The organism is Pseudomonas sp. R2-7-07, assembly GCF_003852355.1.
Classification (GTDB): Bacteria; Pseudomonadota; Gammaproteobacteria; order Pseudomonadales; family Pseudomonadaceae; genus Aquipseudomonas.
The window spans coordinates 5150081-5167266 of record NZ_CP027759.1 but is presented as its reverse complement, the minus strand read 5'-3'; the positions used below and the strand labels follow the sequence as shown (position 1 = coordinate 5167266).

Here is a 17186-nt window from a genome sequence, read left to right as displayed (position 1 = left end):
GCCAAACAAGCAGGTGACCAAGCTGGGGAACGCTGATGGCTTACTCATATACTGAGAAAAAACGTATCCGCAAGGACTTTAGCAAGTTGCCGGACGTCATGGATGTCCCGTACCTTCTGGCTATCCAGCTGGATTCGTATCGTGAATTCTTGCAGGCGGGAGCGACCAAAGATCAGTTCCGCGACGTGGGCCTGCATGCGGCCTTCAAATCCGTTTTCCCGATCATCAGCTACTCCGGCAATGCTGCGCTGGAGTACGTCGGTTATCGCCTGGGCGAACCGGCATTTGATGTCAAAGAATGCGTGTTGCGCGGTGTTACGTACGCCGTACCTTTGCGGGTAAAAGTCCGTCTGATCATTTTCGACAAAGAATCGTCGAACAAAGCGATCAAGGACATCAAAGAGCAAGAAGTCTACATGGGCGAAATCCCACTGATGACTGAAAACGGTACCTTCGTTATCAACGGTACCGAGCGCGTAATCGTTTCCCAGCTGCACCGTTCCCCGGGCGTGTTCTTCGACCACGACCGCGGCAAGACGCACAGCTCCGGTAAGCTCCTGTACTCCGCGCGGATCATTCCGTACCGCGGTTCGTGGTTGGACTTCGAGTTCGACCCGAAAGACTGCGTGTTCGTGCGTATCGACCGTCGTCGCAAGCTGCCGGCCTCGGTACTGCTGCGCGCGCTCGGCTATACCACTGAGCAAGTGCTGGACGCCTTCTACACCACCAACGTATTCAGCCTGAAGGATGAAACCCTCAAGCTGGAGCTGATCGCTTCTCGTCTGCGTGGTGAAATTGCCGTCCTGGACATCCAGGATGAAAAGGGCAAGGTCATTGTTGAAGCTGGCCGTCGTATTACCGCGCGCCACATCAACCAGATCGAAAAAGCCGGCCTCAAAGAGTTGGAAGTGCCGCTGGACTACGTCCTGGGCCGCACTACCGCCAAGGTCATCGTTCACCCGGCTACAGGCGAAATCCTGGCTGAGTGCAACACCGAGCTGAACACCGAGATCCTGGCCAAAATTGCCAAGGCCCAAGTCGTTCGCATCGAGACCCTGTACACCAACGACATCGACTGCGGTCCGTTCATCTCCGACACGCTGAAGATCGACTCCACCAGCAACCAATTGGAAGCGCTGGTCGAGATCTATCGCATGATGCGTCCTGGTGAGCCGCCAACCAAAGACGCTGCCGAGACCCTGTTCAACAACCTGTTCTTCAGCCCTGAGCGCTATGACCTGTCTGCGGTCGGCCGGATGAAGTTCAACCGTCGTATCGGTCGTACCGAAATCGAAGGTTCGGGCGTGCTGTGCAAGGAAGACATCGTCGCGGTATTGAAGACCCTGGTCGACATCCGTAACGGCAAAGGCATTGTCGATGACATCGACCACCTGGGTAACCGTCGTGTTCGCTGCGTAGGCGAAATGGCCGAGAACCAATTCCGCGTCGGCCTGGTACGTGTTGAGCGTGCGGTCAAAGAGCGTCTGTCGATGGCTGAAAGCGAAGGCCTGATGCCGCAAGACCTGATCAACGCCAAGCCAGTGGCTGCAGCGGTGAAAGAGTTCTTCGGTTCCAGCCAGCTCTCGCAGTTCATGGACCAGAACAACCCGCTCTCCGAGATCACCCACAAGCGCCGTGTCTCCGCGCTGGGCCCGGGCGGTCTGACCCGTGAGCGCGCTGGCTTTGAAGTCCGTGACGTACACCCGACGCACTACGGTCGTGTATGCCCGATCGAAACGCCGGAAGGTCCGAACATCGGCCTGATCAACTCCCTGGCCGCTTATGCGCGCACCAACCAGTACGGCTTCCTCGAGAGCCCGTACCGTGTGGTGAAGGAAGGTCTGGTTACCGACGAGATCGTGTTCCTGTCCGCCATCGAAGAAGCTGATCACGTGATCGCTCAGGCTTCGGCCACGATGAACGACAAGAAAGTCCTGATCGACGAGCTGGTAGCCGTTCGTCACTTGAACGAGTTCACCGTCAAGGCGCCGGAAGACGTCACCTTGATGGACGTATCGCCCAAGCAGGTAGTTTCGGTTGCAGCGTCGCTGATCCCGTTCCTGGAACACGATGACGCCAACCGTGCGTTGATGGGTTCCAACATGCAGCGTCAAGCTGTACCGACCCTGCGCGCCGACAAGCCGCTGGTAGGTACCGGCATGGAACGTAACGTAGCCCGTGACTCCGGCGTTTGCGTCGTGGCTCGTCGTGGCGGCGTGATCGACTCCGTTGATGCCAGCCGTATCGTGGTTCGTGTTGCAGATGACGAAGTTGAAACCGGTGAAGCCGGCGTCGACATCTACAACCTGACCAAATACACCCGTTCGAACCAGAACACCTGCATTAACCAGCGTCCGCTGGTGCGTAAGGGTGATCGCGTTCAGCGTAGCGACATCATGGCCGATGGCCCGTCCACCGACATGGGTGAGCTGGCACTGGGTCAGAACATGCGCATCGCGTTCATGGCCTGGAACGGTTACAACTTCGAAGACTCCATCTGCCTGTCGGAACGAGTTGTTCAAGAAGATCGCTTTACCACGATCCACATCCAGGAACTGACCTGTGTGGCGCGTGACACCAAGCTTGGGCCAGAGGAAATCACTGCAGACATCCCGAACGTGGGTGAAGCTGCACTGAACAAGCTGGACGAAGCCGGTATCGTTTATGTAGGTGCTGAAGTTGGCGCTGGCGACATCCTGGTCGGTAAGGTCACCCCGAAAGGCGAGACCCAGCTGACTCCGGAAGAGAAGCTGCTGCGTGCCATCTTCGGTGAAAAAGCCAGCGACGTTAAAGACACTTCCCTGCGTGTACCTACCGGTACCAAGGGTACTGTCATCGACGTACAGGTCTTCACCCGCGACGGCGTTGAGCGTGATGCTCGTGCACTGTCCATCGAGAAGACTCAACTCGACGAGATCCGCAAGGACCTGAACGAAGAGTTCCGTATCGTTGAAGGCGCGACCTTCGAACGTCTGCGTTCCGCTCTGGTAGGCCACAAGGCTGAAGGCGGCGCAGGTCTGAAGAAAGGTCAGGACATCACCGACGAAATCCTCGACGGTCTTGAGCACGGCCAGTGGTTCAAACTGCGCATGGCTGAAGATGCTCTGAACGAGCAGCTCGAGAAGGCTCAGGCCTACATCGTTGATCGCCGCCGTCTGCTGGACGACAAGTTCGAAGACAAGAAGCGCAAACTGCAGCAGGGCGACGACCTGGCTCCAGGCGTGCTGAAAATCGTCAAGGTTTACCTGGCAATCCGTCGTCGCATCCAGCCGGGCGACAAGATGGCCGGTCGTCACGGTAACAAGGGTGTGGTCTCCGTGATCATGCCGGTTGAAGACATGCCGCACGATGCCAATGGCACCCCGGTCGACGTCGTCCTCAACCCGTTGGGCGTACCTTCGCGTATGAACGTCGGTCAGATCCTCGAAACCCACCTGGGCCTCGCGGCCAAGGGTCTGGGCGAGAAGATCAACCGTATGATCGAAGAGCAGCGCAAGGTCGCAGACCTGCGCAAGTTCCTGCACGAGATCTACAACGAGATCGGCGGTCGCAACGAAGAGCTGGACACCTTCACCGACCAGGAAATCCTGGATCTGGCGAAGAACCTGCGCGGCGGCGTTCCAATGGCTACCCCGGTGTTCGACGGTGCCAAGGAAAGCGAAATCAAGGCCATGCTGAAACTGGCAGACCTGCCGGAAAGCGGCCAGATGCAGCTGTTCGACGGCCGTACCGGCAACAAGTTCGAGCGCCCGGTTACTGTTGGCTACATGTACATGCTGAAGCTGAACCACTTGGTAGACGACAAGATGCACGCTCGTTCTACCGGTTCGTACAGCCTGGTTACCCAGCAGCCGCTGGGTGGTAAGGCTCAGTTCGGTGGTCAGCGTTTCGGGGAGATGGAGGTCTGGGCACTGGAAGCATACGGTGCTGCATACACTCTGCAAGAAATGCTCACAGTGAAGTCGGACGATGTGAACGGTCGTACCAAGATGTACAAAAACATCGTGGACGGCGATCACCGTATGGAGCCGGGCATGCCCGAGTCTTTCAACGTGTTGATCAAAGAAATTCGTTCCCTCGGCATCGATATCGATCTGGAAACCGAATAACACGTGACGCGAATCGAGAGCGGGGCAGTGATGCCCGCTCTCTGCTCCGCCAGGAGGAAAGGCCTTGAAAGACCTACTGAATTTGCTGAAAAACCAGGGTCAAGTCGAAGAGTTCGACGCCATCCGTATTGGACTGGCATCGCCTGAGATGATCCGTTCGTGGTCGTTCGGTGAAGTTAAAAAGCCGGAAACCATCAACTACCGTACGTTCAAACCTGAGCGTGACGGCCTGTTCTGCGCCAAGATCTTTGGCCCGGTAAAGGATTACGAGTGCCTGTGCGGTAAGTACAAGCGCTTGAAGCACCGTGGTGTGATCTGCGAGAAGTGCGGCGTTGAAGTTGCGCTGGCCAAGGTTCGTCGTGAGCGCATGGCGCACATCGAACTGGCTTCGCCGGTTGCCCACATCTGGTTCCTGAAATCGCTGCCGTCCCGTATCGGCTTGCTGATGGACATGACCCTGCGTGATATCGAACGCGTTCTCTACTTCGAGAGCTATGTCGTTATCGACCCAGGCATGACCACCCTTGAAAAAGGTCAGCTGCTGAACGACGAGCAGTACTTCGAAGCGCTGGAAGAGTTCGGTGATGATTTCGATGCCCGCATGGGTGCCGAAGCTGTCCGCGAACTGCTGCACGCTATCGACCTGGAACACGAGATTGGCCGTCTGCGCGAAGAAATTCCGCAAACCAACTCCGAAACCAAGATCAAGAAACTGTCCAAGCGTCTGAAGTTGATGGAAGCCTTCCAGGGTTCCGGCAACTTGCCAGAGTGGATGGTGCTGACCGTTCTGCCGGTTCTGCCGCCAGATCTGCGTCCGCTGGTACCGTTGGACGGTGGTCGTTTCGCGACGTCCGACCTCAACGACCTGTACCGCCGCGTGATCAACCGTAACAACCGCTTGAAGCGCCTGCTCGATCTGTCCGCTCCGGACATCATCGTGCGCAACGAAAAGCGTATGTTGCAAGAAGCGGTCGACGCCTTGCTCGACAACGGTCGTCGTGGCCGCGCTATCACCGGTTCCAACAAGCGTCCTCTGAAATCCCTGGCTGACATGATCAAGGGTAAGCAAGGTCGTTTCCGTCAGAACTTGCTCGGTAAGCGTGTTGACTACTCCGGTCGTTCGGTAATTACCGTAGGCCCGACCCTGCGTCTGCACCAGTGCGGTCTGCCTAAGAAGATGGCGCTCGAGCTGTTCAAGCCGTTCATCTTCGGCAAGCTGGAAATGCGCGGTCTTGCGACCACCATCAAAGCGGCCAAGAAAATGGTCGAGCGCGAGCTGCCAGAGGTTTGGGACGTTCTCGCTGAAGTGATTCGCGAACACCCGGTTCTCCTCAACCGTGCACCGACCCTTCACCGTCTGGGTATCCAGGCGTTTGAACCGGTACTGATCGAAGGCAAGGCTATCCAGCTGCACCCTCTGGTCTGTGCTGCGTACAACGCCGACTTCGACGGCGACCAAATGGCCGTGCACGTTCCGCTGACACTGGAAGCCCAGTTGGAAGCGCGTGCGTTGATGATGTCGACCAACAACATCCTGTCGCCAGCCAACGGTGAGCCAATCATCGTTCCGTCGCAGGACGTTGTATTGGGTCTGTACTACATGACCCGTGAAGCGATCAACGCCAAGGGTGAAGGTCGTGTGTTCGCTGACCTGCAGGAAGTTGACCGTGTGTTCCGTGCCGGCGAAGCCGCACTGCACGCCAAGGTCAAAGTGCGGATTCACGAAACCGTCAACGACCGTGACGGCGGCAGCGTGAGCAATGTTCGTATCGTCGACACGACTGTCGGCCGTGCGCTGTTGTATCAGGTTGTACCAAAAGGTTTGTCGTACGACGTCGTCAACCTGCCAATGAAGAAAAAGGCGATCTCCAGGCTGATCAACCAGTGCTACCGCGTGGTTGGTTTGAAAGAGACCGTGATCTTCGCTGACCAGTTGATGTACACCGGTTTTGCTTATTCGACCATTTCCGGCGTTTCCATCGGTGTTAACGACTTTGTTATCCCAGATGAAAAAGCTCGCATCATCGCGGCTGCAACCGATGAAGTGAAAGAGATCGAGAGCCAGTACGCCTCCGGCCTGGTAACCCAGGGCGAGAAGTACAACAAGGTGATCGACCTTTGGTCCAAGGCCAACGACGAAGTTTCCAAGGCGATGATGGCCAACCTCTCGAAAGAGAAAGTCATCGACCGTCACGGCGACGAAGTTGACCAGGAATCCTTCAACTCGATGTACATGATGGCCGACTCGGGCGCACGGGGTTCTGCTGCGCAGATCCGTCAGCTCGCCGGTATGCGTGGCCTGATGGCCAAGCCGGACGGTTCCATCATCGAAACGCCGATTACAGCGAACTTCCGTGAAGGGTTGAGCGTACTCCAGTACTTCATCTCTACTCACGGTGCTCGTAAAGGTCTGGCGGATACCGCGTTGAAAACCGCTAACTCCGGTTACCTGACACGTCGTCTGGTAGACGTTGCCCAGGATCTGGTTGTAACCGAGATCGATTGCGGCACCGAGCATGGCCTGGTGATGACTCCGCACATTGAAGGCGGTGACGTTGTAGAGCCGCTGGGTGAGCGCGTATTGGGTCGTGTTATTGCCCGTGACGTCTTCAAACCGGGTACCGAGGAAGTTATCGTTCCTGCCGGCACTCTGGTAGACGAGAAATGGGTCGAGTTCATCGAACTCAACAGCATCGACGAAGTGATCGTTCGTTCGCCGATCAGCTGCGAAACCCGCTATGGCATCTGCGCCAAGTGCTACGGTCGTGACCTGGCTCGTGGTCACCAGGTGAACATCGGTGAAGCGGTCGGCGTTATCGCTGCCCAGTCCATCGGTGAGCCGGGTACCCAGCTGACCATGCGTACGTTCCACATCGGTGGTGCGGCAAGCCGGACCTCCGCAGCCGACAGCGTTCAGGTGAAGAATGGCGGTACTGTCCGTCTGCACAACCTGAAACACGTTGAGCGAGTGGATGGCCACCTGGTTGCTGTGTCCCGTTCCGGTGAGCTGGCAATCGCTGATGACTACGGTCGTGAGCGTGAGCGTTACAAGCTGCCGTACGGTGCTGTGATTTCGGTTAAAGAAGGTGACAAGGTCGACGCTGGCGCAATCGTGGCCAAGTGGGATCCGCACACTCACCCAATCGTTACCGAAATGAAAGGTACCGTGACCTACGTGGGCATGGAAGAAGGCATCACGATCAAGCGTCAGACTGACGAATTGACCGGTATGACCAACATTGAAGTACTCGACGCGAAAGATCGTCCAGCTGCCGGTAAAGACATCCGTCCTGCCGTGAAGATGGTCGATGACAACGGCAAGGACTTGTTGCTGCCAGGCACTGACGTAATCGCTCAGTACTTCCTGCCAGCCAACGCCCTGGTCGGTGTAGCGGATGGTGCGAAGATCGCGATCGGTGATGTTATCGCGCGTATCCCGCAAGAAACTTCGAAGACTCGAGACATCACCGGTGGTCTGCCGCGTGTTGCCGACTTGTTCGAAGCTCGTCGTCCGAAAGAAGCGTCGATTCTGGCTGAAGTCAGCGGCACCATCGCGTTCGGTAAAGAGACCAAGGGCAAGCGTCGTCTGGTCATTACCCCGAACGACGGTAGCGATCCGTACGAAGAGCTGATTCCGAAGTGGCGTCACCTGAACGTCTTCGAAGGCGAACAGGTAAACCGCGGCGAAGTTATCTCCGACGGCCCGAGCGACCCACACGATATCCTGCGTCTGCTGGGTGTGAGTGCGCTGGCCAAGTACATCGTTAACGAGATCCAGGACGTTTATCGTCTGCAAGGCGTGAAGATCAACGACAAGCACATCGAGACCATCCTGCGTCAGATGTTGCGTAAAGTTGAAATCGCTGAATCCGGCGATTCCAGTTTCATCAAGGGCGACCAGATGGAATTGACTCACGTACTCGTAGAGAACGAGCGTCTGGCTGGCGACGAGAAATTCGTTTCCAAGTTCACTCGCGTCCTGCTGGGTATCACCAAGGCGTCGTTGTCCACTGAGTCGTTCATCTCGGCGGCCTCCTTCCAGGAGACCACTCGCGTACTGACCGAAGCAGCGGTAACCGGCAAGCGCGATTACCTGCGCGGCCTGAAAGAAAACGTGGTCGTGGGTCGTCTGATCCCGGCTGGTACCGGTTTGGCTTACCACAGCGAGCGCAAGCGCCGCCGTGACGCTGACAAGCCGTTGCGCGTAAGCGCCAGTGAAGTGGAAGCTGCACTGACCGAAGCGCTGAACTCAAGCGGTAACTGAGTTCTGCGATAAATAAGTCTGGGCCCTGGCAGCCCCATTCGTCGGATCGAGGCATTTTTGCCCCGGTTCGACGGGCGGGGAGGTCGGGGCCTTGCCTTGACTGGGGGCAAGATCCTCTTTAGACTCTTGTACCCCTAAATTTGGCGGGAATTCGTTCCTGCCATTTTGCTTTTCTTGCAAGACAATAGCGTCGCAAGACAACAGTGGAGCTAGTAGATGGCAACTATCAACCAGCTGGTACGTCAGCCGCGTAAGCGTATCGTCGAGAAATCCGACGTGCCTGCGCTGCAGAACTGCCCGCAACGTCGTGGCGTATGCACCCGTGTGTATACCACCACGCCGAAAAAACCTAACTCGGCACTGCGTAAAGTATGCCGTGTGCGCCTGACCAACGGTTTCGAGGTTTCCTCGTACATCGGCGGTGAAGGCCACAACCTGCAAGAGCACAGCGTGGTACTGATCCGCGGCGGTCGTGTAAAAGACTTGCCAGGTGTTCGTTATCACACCGTACGCGGCTCCTTGGATACTTCCGGCGTTAAAGGTCGTAACCAGGGTCGTTCGAAGTACGGTACCAAGAAGCCTAAGTAGTAACGGCTTTTTGTAAACCTGAATCATCTTATTTTCTGAGTCGATAAGAGTAAGGTCGGAGGCGTCCCGAAAGGGCACCGATTCCGAGCGAACCTGAAGACCGTTTGAGGGCTTATCCATGCCAAGAAGACGCGTAGCAGCCAAGCGCGAAGTGCTTGACGATCCAAAATACGGAAGCCAAATTCTGGCCAAGTTCATGAACCACGTTATGGAAAGCGGCAAGAAAGCCGTTGCCGAGCGTATCGTTTATGGCGCGCTGGAAAAGGTTAAAGAACGCAAGAACAGCGACCCCCTGGAAATCTTCGAGAAAGCTCTCGACGCCATCGCTCCGCTGGTCGAAGTGAAGTCGCGCCGTGTAGGCGGTGCTACTTACCAGGTTCCGGTTGAAGTTCGTCCGTCCCGTCGTAACGCTCTGGCAATGCGCTGGTTGGTAGACTTCGCCCGTAAGCGCGGCGAGAAGTCTATGGCCCTGCGTTTGGCCGGCGAACTGTTGGACGCTGCTGAAGGTAAAGGTGCTGCTGTTAAGAAGCGTGAAGACGTGCACCGTATGGCTGAAGCTAACAAAGCTTTCTCGCACTACCGCTTCTAATTTTAGCTTCACTAATTTTGCGAGGGCTTTATGGCTCGTACTACTCCGATTAGCCGCTACCGTAATATCGGTATCGTCGCTCACGTGGATGCTGGTAAAACCACCACCACCGAGCGCGTACTGTTTTACACCGGCAAAAGTCACAAGATGGGCGAGGTGCATGACGGCGCCGCGACCACAGACTGGATGGTTCAGGAGCAGGAGCGTGGTATTACCATTACTTCTGCTGCTATTACCGCCTTCTGGAAAGGTTCCGAGAAGCAGTACAAAGACGAGCACCGCTTCAACGTAATCGATACCCCGGGCCACGTAGACTTCACCATTGAAGTTGAACGTTCCCTGCGCGTACTCGACGGCGCTGTCGTTGTGTTCTGCGGTACCTCGGGTGTTGAGCCACAGTCGGAAACCGTATGGCGTCAAGCCAACAAATACGGCGTTCCACGTCTTGTTTACGTAAACAAGATGGACCGTGCTGGTGCCAACTTCCTGCGCGTGATCGGTCAGATCAAGCAACGTCTGGGTCACACTCCGGTGCCGATCCAGTTGGCTATCGGTTCCGAAGATAATTTCCAAGGCCAGATCGATCTGCTGACCATGGAAGCTGTCTACTGGAACGATGCCGACAAAGGTATGGTTCCTGTTCGCAAGCCTATCCCTGCTGAACTGCAGGAACTGGCTGACGAATGGCGCAACAACATGGTTGAAGCTGCGGCCGAAGCCAACGAAGAGCTGATGAACAAGTACCTCGAAGGTGAAGAACTCACCAACGTGGAAATCAAGGCTGCTCTGCGTCAGCGTACTATCGCTGGTGAGATCGTCCTGGCTGTTTGTGGCTCCTCGTTCAAGAACAAGGGCGTTCCCCTGGTTCTCGATGCTGTGATCGACTACCTGCCGGCACCGGTTGATATTCCTGCCATCAAGGGTACCGACCCGGATGACGAGACTATCGAGTTGGAGCGTCATGCAGACGACGCAGAACCGTTTTCCGCTCTGGCATTTAAAATTGCCACTGACCCATTCGTGGGTACCTTGACCTTCGTCCGCGTTTACTCGGGCGTGTTGAACTCCGGCGACGGCGTAATCAACTCGGTTAAAGGCAAGAAAGAGCGCGTGGGTCGTATGGTGCAAATGCACGCAAACGCCCGCGAAGAGATCAAGGAAGTACGCGCTGGTGACATCGCGGCCTTGATCGGCATGAAGGATGTCACCACTGGTGAAACCTTGTGCAACGCTGACAAGCCAATCATCCTGGTTCGCATGGACTTCCCGGAGCCGGTTATTTCGGTTGCTGTTGAGCCTAAGACCAAGGATGACCAGGAAAAAATGGGTATCGCTCTGGGCAAGCTTGCTCAGGAAGATCCATCTTTCCGCGTCAAGACTGATGAAGAGACTGGTCAAACGATCATCTCGGGCATGGGCGAGCTTCACCTGGACATCCTGGTTGACCGGATGCGCCGTGAGTTCAACGTCGAAGCCAACATCGGTAAGCCTCAGGTTTCCTATCGTGAGCGCATCACGAAGAGCTGTGAAATCGAAGGCAAGTTCGTTCGTCAGTCCGGCGGTCGTGGTCAGTTCGGTCACTGCTGGATCCGTTTTGCTCCTGCTGACGAAGGTCAGGAAGGTCTGCAATTCGTGAACGAAGTAGTAGGTGGTGTTGTTCCTAAGGAATACATCCCTGCTATCCAGAAGGGTATCGAAGAGCAGATGAAGAACGGTGTTGTTGCCGGCTATCCGCTGATCGGCCTGAAAGCAACCGTTTTTGACGGTTCTTACCACGACGTCGACTCCAACGAGATGGCGTTTAAGGTGGCTGCCTCCATGGCAACCAAGCAGCTGGCCCAGAAGGGCGGTGGTGAGTTGCTTGAGCCAATCATGGCGGTAGAAGTTGTTACACCTGAAGACTATATGGGTGATGTCATGGGCGACCTTAACCGTCGTCGCGGCATGATCTTGGGTATGGAAGACACGGTTTCCGGCAAAGTGATTCGCGCCGAGGTTCCGTTGGGTGAGATGTTCGGTTATGCGACCGACGTTCGCTCCATGTCTCAGGGTCGCGCAAGCTACTCTATGGAATTCAAAAAATACAACACAGCTCCGGCGCACATCGCTGAAACTGTATCCAAAAAACAAGGCTGATTCAGTCCTTTAGGCAAGGAGTTAATTGTCGTGGCTAAAGAAAAATTTGATCGTTCCCTACCGCACGTCAACGTTGGCACTATCGGTCACGTTGACCACGGTAAAACCACTCTGACTGCTGCTCTGACTCGCGTTTGCTCCGAAGTATTCGGTTCCGCAATCGTTGATTTCGATAAAATCGACAGCGCACCAGAAGAAAAAGCTCGTGGTATCACCATCAACACCGCGCACGTTGAATACAACTCGCTGATCCGTCACTACGCTCACGTTGACTGCCCAGGTCACGCTGACTATGTGAAGAACATGATCACCGGTGCTGCCCAGATGGACGGCGCGATCCTGGTTTGCTCGGCCGCTGATGGTCCGATGCCACAAACCCGTGAGCACATCCTGCTGTCCCGTCAGGTTGGCGTTCCGTACATCGTGGTTTACCTGAACAAGGCTGACCTGGTAGACGACGCTGAGCTGCTGGAACTGGTTGAGATGGAAGTGCGCGACCTGCTGAGCACTTACGACTTCCCAGGTGACGACACTCCGATCATCATCGGTTCTGCTCGTATGGCTCTGGAAGGCAAAGACGACAACGAAATGGGCACCACGTCCGTTCGTAAACTGGTTGAGACTCTGGACAGCTACATTCCAGATCCAGTCCGTGTTATCGACAAGCCGTTCCTGATGCCAATCGAAGACGTATTCTCGATCTCCGGTCGCGGTACTGTTGTAACTGGTCGTATCGAGCGCGGTATCGTTAAGGTTCAAGATCCACTGGAAATCGTTGGTCTGCGTGACACTACCGTCACCACCTGTACCGGTGTTGAAATGTTCCGTAAACTGCTCGACGAAGGTCGTGCTGGCGAGAACTGCGGCGTTCTGCTGCGTGGTACTAAGCGTGACGACGTTGAGCGTGGCCAGGTTCTGGTCAAGCCAGGTTCGGTTAAGCCGCACACCAAGTTCGAAGCTGAAGTGTACGTGCTGAGCAAAGAAGAAGGCGGTCGTCACACTCCGTTCTTCAAAGGCTACCGTCCACAGTTCTACTTCCGTACTACTGACGTGACTGGTAACTGCGAACTGCCGGAAGGCGTAGAAATGGTAATGCCAGGCGACAACATCAAAATGGTTGTCACCCTGATCAAAACCATCGCTATGGAAGACGGTCTGCGTTTCGCAATCCGTGAAGGCGGCCGTACCGTTGGTGCTGGCGTTGTAGCTAAAATCATCGAGTAATTATCTCTTCTGAGATAGTTCTGATGTTTTGAAAAGGCCCCCGCTCAGCGGGGGCCTTTTTTATTGGGTTGACACCTATCAGGGCCGTCTATAGAATTGCGCCTCCTTTTAACGGGCGTATTGCGCTCGCTGGGAATAGCAGCCGGAGTCTGAAATCCAATGCAAAATCAGCAAATCCGTATCAGGTTGAAGGCTTTTGACCATCGCCTGATCGACCAATCCACCCAGGAAATCGTGGAAACCGCGAAACGTACTGGTGCACAAGTGCGTGGTCCAATTCCACTGCCTACCCGTAAAGAGCGGTTCACCGTTCTGGTCTCTCCGCACGTCAACAAAGACGCGCGTGACCAGTACGAGATCCGCACTCATAAGCGCGTACTGGACATCGTCCAGCCAACGGATAAAACCGTTGACGCACTTATGAAGCTTGATCTGGCGGCCGGTGTGGAAGTACAGATCAGCCTCGGCTAAGACTTGGGTCTTAGTCGTGTAACGCTCTGAAATGGGCGGCCATAGCGGGTGAAAGCCCCGTACACTCATGAGGTTTACAACATGACTATTGGTGTAGTCGGTCGTAAATGCGGTATGACCCGTATTTTCACCGAAGAAGGTGTCTCCATTCCGGTCACGGTCATTGAGATCGAGCCGAATCGCGTCACCCAGTTCAAAACTGAAGAAACCGATGGCTATCGTGCAGTGCAAGTCACTGTCGGCGAGCGTCGTGCTTCGCGCGTGACTGCTGCTCAAGCAGGTCACTTCGCTAAAGCAAACGTTGCAGCTGGTCGCACCGTCATGGAGTTCCGTCTTGAAGACGGCGACTACAAGGCTGGCGATCTGATCAACGCTGAAATCTTCGCCGCTGGTCAACTGGTTGATGTAACCGGTCAGTCCAAGGGTAAAGGCTTCCAGGGTACGATCAAGCGTTGGAATTTCCGTGGTCAAGACAACACTCACGGTAACTCCGTTTCCCACCGCGTCCCGGGCTCTATTGGCCAGTGCCAGACTCCTGGTCGTGTATTCAAGGGCAAAAAAATGTCCGGTCATATGGGCGCTGAGCGCGTGACCGTGCAGTCCCTCGAAGTAGTGCGCGTCGACGCTGAACGCAATCTGTTGTTGGTCAAGGGTGCTGTTCCTGGCGCTACTGGCGGCAACCTGGTTGTACGTCCAGCGGCCAAGGCTCGCGGTTAAGGGGAAGCTGACATGCAATTAAATGTAAATGACGCTCAAGCGATCGAAGTTTCCGAACTGACATTTGGCGGCGAATTCAACGAGACGCTGGTTCACCAAGCAGTCGTGGCCTACATGGCCGGCGGCCGTCAAGGTAGCAAGCAGCAAAAGACCCGTTCCGACGTACGTGGTGGCGGTAAGCGCCCTTGGCGTCAGAAAGGCACTGGCCGTGCTCGTGCCGGTACTATCCGTAGCCCAATCTGGCGTGGCGGTGGTACCACTTTCGCAGCTCGTCCACAGGATCACTCTCAGAAGCTCAACAAGAAGATGTACCGCGCAGCACTGCGCTCCATCCTTGCTGAACTCGTGCGTACTGATCGTCTGGTCGTGGTTCAGGACTTCGCTGTTGAAAGTCCAAAAACCAAAGAACTGCTGGGCAAACTGACCAACATGAGCCTGACCGACGTTTTGATCGTGTCTGAAGCTGTTGATCAGAACCTGTACCTGGCTGCTCGCAACCTGCCACACGTTGATGTACGTGACGTGCAAGGTTCCGATCCAGTTAGTCTGATCGCATACGACAAGGTGTTGATCACCGTGTCGGCCGTGAAGAAATTCGAGGAGCTGCTGGGATGAACCAGGAACGCGTATTTAAAGTTCTGCTTGGCCCGCACGTTTCCGAAAAGGCTACGGTTCTGGCTGACAAGAAAGGCCAGTTCGTTTTCAAGGTTGCAACTGACGCAACCAAGCTGGAAATCAAGAAGGCCGTCGAAAGCCTGTTCAGCGTGAAAGTAGAGCGTGTTACTACCCTGAATGTTCTGGGTAAGAGCAAGCGCACTGCTCGCGGTCTGGGCAAGCGTAATGACTGGAAGAAGGCGGTTATCTCCCTTCAACCAGGCCAAGATCTCGATTTCAGCAGCAGTGCTGAGTAAGGAAGGGGTGCATCATGGCAATCGTTAAATGCAAACCGACTTCCCCTGGCCGCCGTTTTGTGGTCAAGGTGGTCAACCAGGAGCTGCATAAAGGCGCTCCTCACGCACCGCTGCTCGAGAAGAAATCGAAGACTGGTGGTCGTAACAACAATGGTCGTATTACCACTCGTCACATCGGTGGTGGCCATAAGCAGCATTATCGTCTGGTCGATTTCCGTCGCAACGACAAAGATGGCATCTCCGCCACTGTCGAGCGTATTGAATACGATCCAAACCGTACTGCTCACATCGCTCTGCTGCTGTACGCAGATGGCGAGCGTCGCTACATCATCGCCCCTAAAGGCGTGAGTGCTGGTGACCAGCTGATCGCAGGTGCCTTGGCACCGATCAAGCCGGGCAACGCTCTGCAACTGCGCAACATTCCAGTTGGTAGCACCGTACACGGCATCGAATTGAAGCCAGGTAAAGGCGCGCAAATCGCTCGTTCCGCTGGTGCTTCGGCTCAGCTGATCGCTCGTGAAGGTGTCTACGTGACCCTGCGTCTGCGTTCTGGTGAGATGCGTAAAGTACTGGCTGAATGCCGTGCGACCCTGGGCGAAGTCTCGAACTCCGAGCACAGCCTGCGTTCGCTGGGTAAAGCTGGTGCCAAACGCTGGCGTGGCGTTCGCCCAACCGTTCGTGGTGTTGCCATGAACCCGGTTGACCACCCACACGGTGGTGGTGAAGGTCGTACCTCTGGTGGTCGTCATCCGGTATCGCCATGGGGCTTCCCGACTAAGGGCGCGAAGACTCGTGGTAATAAGCGTACCGACAAAATGATCGTCCGTCGTCGCAAGTAAATAGAGGGATACGACAGTGCCACGTTCTCTGAAAAAAGGTCCTTTTATTGATCTTCACCTACTGAAGAAGATCGAAGTGGCGGCGGAAAAGAACGATCGCAAACCAGTTAAAACCTGGTCGCGTCGTTCGATGATCCTGCCACAAATGGTCGGTTTGACCATCGCAGTACACAACGGTCGTCAACACGTCCCAGTTCTCGTTAACGAAGACATGGTCGGCCACAAACTGGGCGAGTTTGCCGGTACCCGCACTTATCGTGGGCACGTGGCAGACAAGAAAGCCAAGCGTTAAGGGGTTAGGAAATGGAAGTAGCCGCTAAGTTGTCGGGCGCTCGAATCTCCGCCCAGAAAGCCCGCTTGGTCGCCGACCAGATCCGCGGGAAGAAGGTGGGCGAAGCGCTCAACCTGTTGGCTTTCAGCAGTAAGAAAGCCGCCGAGATCATGAAGAAAGTGCTGGAGTCGGCCGTAGCCAACGCCGAGCATAACGAAGGCGCAGACGTTGATGACCTGAAGGTCAGCACCGTTTTCGTCAACGAAGGGCGTTCGCTGAAGCGCATCATGCCACGTGCCAAAGGCCGTGCTGATCGCATCGTCAAGCGGTCTTGCCATATCACTGTCAAGGTTGCTGACAAGTAACGGAGTCGAAGAGATGGGTCAGAAAGTACATCCCATTGGCATTCGCCTGGGAATCGTCAAGGAACACACCTCCGTCTGGTATGCAGACGGCCGGACTTATGCGGACTATTTGTTCGCTGATCTGAAGGTGCGTGAGTATCTCCAAGACAAACTAAAAAGCGCGTCCGTAAGCCGTATCGATATCCATCGCCCGGCGCAAACCGCACGTATCACCATCCACACCGCTCGTCCAGGTATCGTTATCGGGAAGAAAGGTGAAGATGTTGAGAAACTGCGTCAGGACCTGACCAAGCAAATGGGTGTGCCTGTGCACATCAATATCGAAGAGATCCGCAAGCCGGAGCTCGACGGTATGCTGGTTGCGCAGAGCGTAGCTCAGCAGCTGGAGCGTCGTGTCATGTTCCGTCGCGCTATGAAGCGCGCTGTACAGAACGCCATGCGCATTGGTGCCAAAGGCATCAAAATCCAAGTGAGCGGTCGTCTCGGCGGTGCTGAAATCGCACGTACTGAATGGTATCGCGAAGGTCGTGTGCCATTGCACACCCTGCGTGCCGACATCGACTATGCCAACTACGAAGCTCACACCACTTACGGTGTGATCGGTGTAAAGGTTTGGATCTTCAAAGGCGAAGTAATTGGTGGTCGCCAAGAAGAACTGAAACCACAAGCACCAGCGCCTCGTAAAAAAGCTGCTAAGTAAGG

At 55.5% G+C, this 17186-nt stretch carries 14 protein-coding genes; all 14 read left to right on the top strand.

The features are described 5' to 3' along the window. Positions 1-35: 35 nt before the first annotated feature. The 14 genes from rpoB (at position 36) to rpsC (ending at position 17184) form a co-directional block, all read left to right on the top strand. Entirely contained in the window at positions 36-4109 is a 4074-nt protein-coding gene (gene rpoB, locus C4J86_RS23740) for a DNA-directed RNA polymerase subunit beta (protein ID WP_057724824.1), read from the top strand. Positions 4110-4173: 64 nt separating this feature from the next. Next, positions 4174-8373, top strand: a complete 4200-nt coding sequence (gene rpoC / locus C4J86_RS23735) for a DNA-directed RNA polymerase subunit beta' (protein WP_124364615.1) — start codon at positions 4174-4176, stop codon at positions 8371-8373. Positions 8374-8589: 216 nt separating this feature from the next. Beyond that, on the top strand, positions 8590-8961 hold the full coding sequence (rpsL, locus tag C4J86_RS23730) for a 30S ribosomal protein S12 (protein WP_002555494.1): 372 nt from the start codon (positions 8590-8592) through the stop codon (positions 8959-8961). Between the two features lie 118 nt (positions 8962-9079). Continuing rightward, on the top strand, positions 9080-9550 hold the full coding sequence (rpsG, locus tag C4J86_RS23725; protein WP_002555493.1) for a 30S ribosomal protein S7: 471 nt from the start codon (positions 9080-9082) through the stop codon (positions 9548-9550). Between the two features lie 30 nt (positions 9551-9580). Then, positions 9581-11686, top strand: coding sequence for an elongation factor G (fusA, locus tag C4J86_RS23720; RefSeq protein WP_124364614.1), 2106 nt, complete (start codon positions 9581-9583; stop codon positions 11684-11686). A gap of 30 nt (positions 11687-11716) precedes the next feature. After that, the gene (gene tuf / locus C4J86_RS23715) at positions 11717-12910 is read left to right on the top strand and encodes an elongation factor Tu (RefSeq protein WP_003176426.1); all 1194 of its coding nucleotides are present in this window, start codon (positions 11717-11719) and stop codon (positions 12908-12910) included. Between the two features lie 159 nt (positions 12911-13069). Continuing rightward, positions 13070-13381, top strand: a complete 312-nt coding sequence (gene rpsJ / locus C4J86_RS23710; RefSeq protein ID WP_003186070.1) for a 30S ribosomal protein S10 — start codon at positions 13070-13072, stop codon at positions 13379-13381. Between the two features lie 81 nt (positions 13382-13462). After that, the gene (gene rplC / locus C4J86_RS23705; RefSeq protein ID WP_003176425.1) at positions 13463-14098 is read left to right on the top strand and encodes a 50S ribosomal protein L3; all 636 of its coding nucleotides are present in this window, start codon (positions 13463-13465) and stop codon (positions 14096-14098) included. Positions 14099-14110: 12 nt separating this feature from the next. Further along, complete coding sequence (gene rplD / locus C4J86_RS23700) at positions 14111-14713, top strand: 50S ribosomal protein L4 (protein WP_057014518.1); 603 nt, start codon at positions 14111-14113, stop codon at positions 14711-14713. Next, positions 14710-15009: a 50S ribosomal protein L23 gene (gene rplW / locus C4J86_RS23695; protein WP_002555488.1), complete on the top strand. Its 300-nt coding sequence runs from the start codon at positions 14710-14712 to the stop codon at positions 15007-15009. Before rplD ends, rplW begins: the two co-directional genes overlap by 4 nt. Positions 15010-15023: 14 nt before the next feature. Continuing rightward, on the top strand, positions 15024-15848 hold the full coding sequence (gene rplB / locus C4J86_RS23690; protein ID WP_003176423.1) for a 50S ribosomal protein L2: 825 nt from the start codon (positions 15024-15026) through the stop codon (positions 15846-15848). 16 nt (positions 15849-15864) lie between these two features. Next, entirely contained in the window at positions 15865-16140 is a 276-nt protein-coding gene (gene rpsS / locus C4J86_RS23685) for a 30S ribosomal protein S19 (protein ID WP_002555486.1), read from the top strand. An 11-nt stretch (positions 16141-16151) separates the two neighbouring features. Further along, positions 16152-16484 carry a 50S ribosomal protein L22 gene (gene rplV / locus C4J86_RS23680; protein WP_003103908.1) on the top strand — a complete coding sequence of 111 codons (333 nt, stop codon included), beginning with the start codon at positions 16152-16154 and terminating at the stop codon, positions 16482-16484. A 13-nt stretch (positions 16485-16497) separates the two neighbouring features. Next, positions 16498-17184 (top strand): 30S ribosomal protein S3, encoded by a 687-nt coding sequence (gene rpsC / locus C4J86_RS23675; protein WP_003176422.1) that lies wholly within the window; start codon positions 16498-16500, stop codon positions 17182-17184. The last annotated feature ends 2 nt before the right edge of the window (positions 17185-17186 follow it).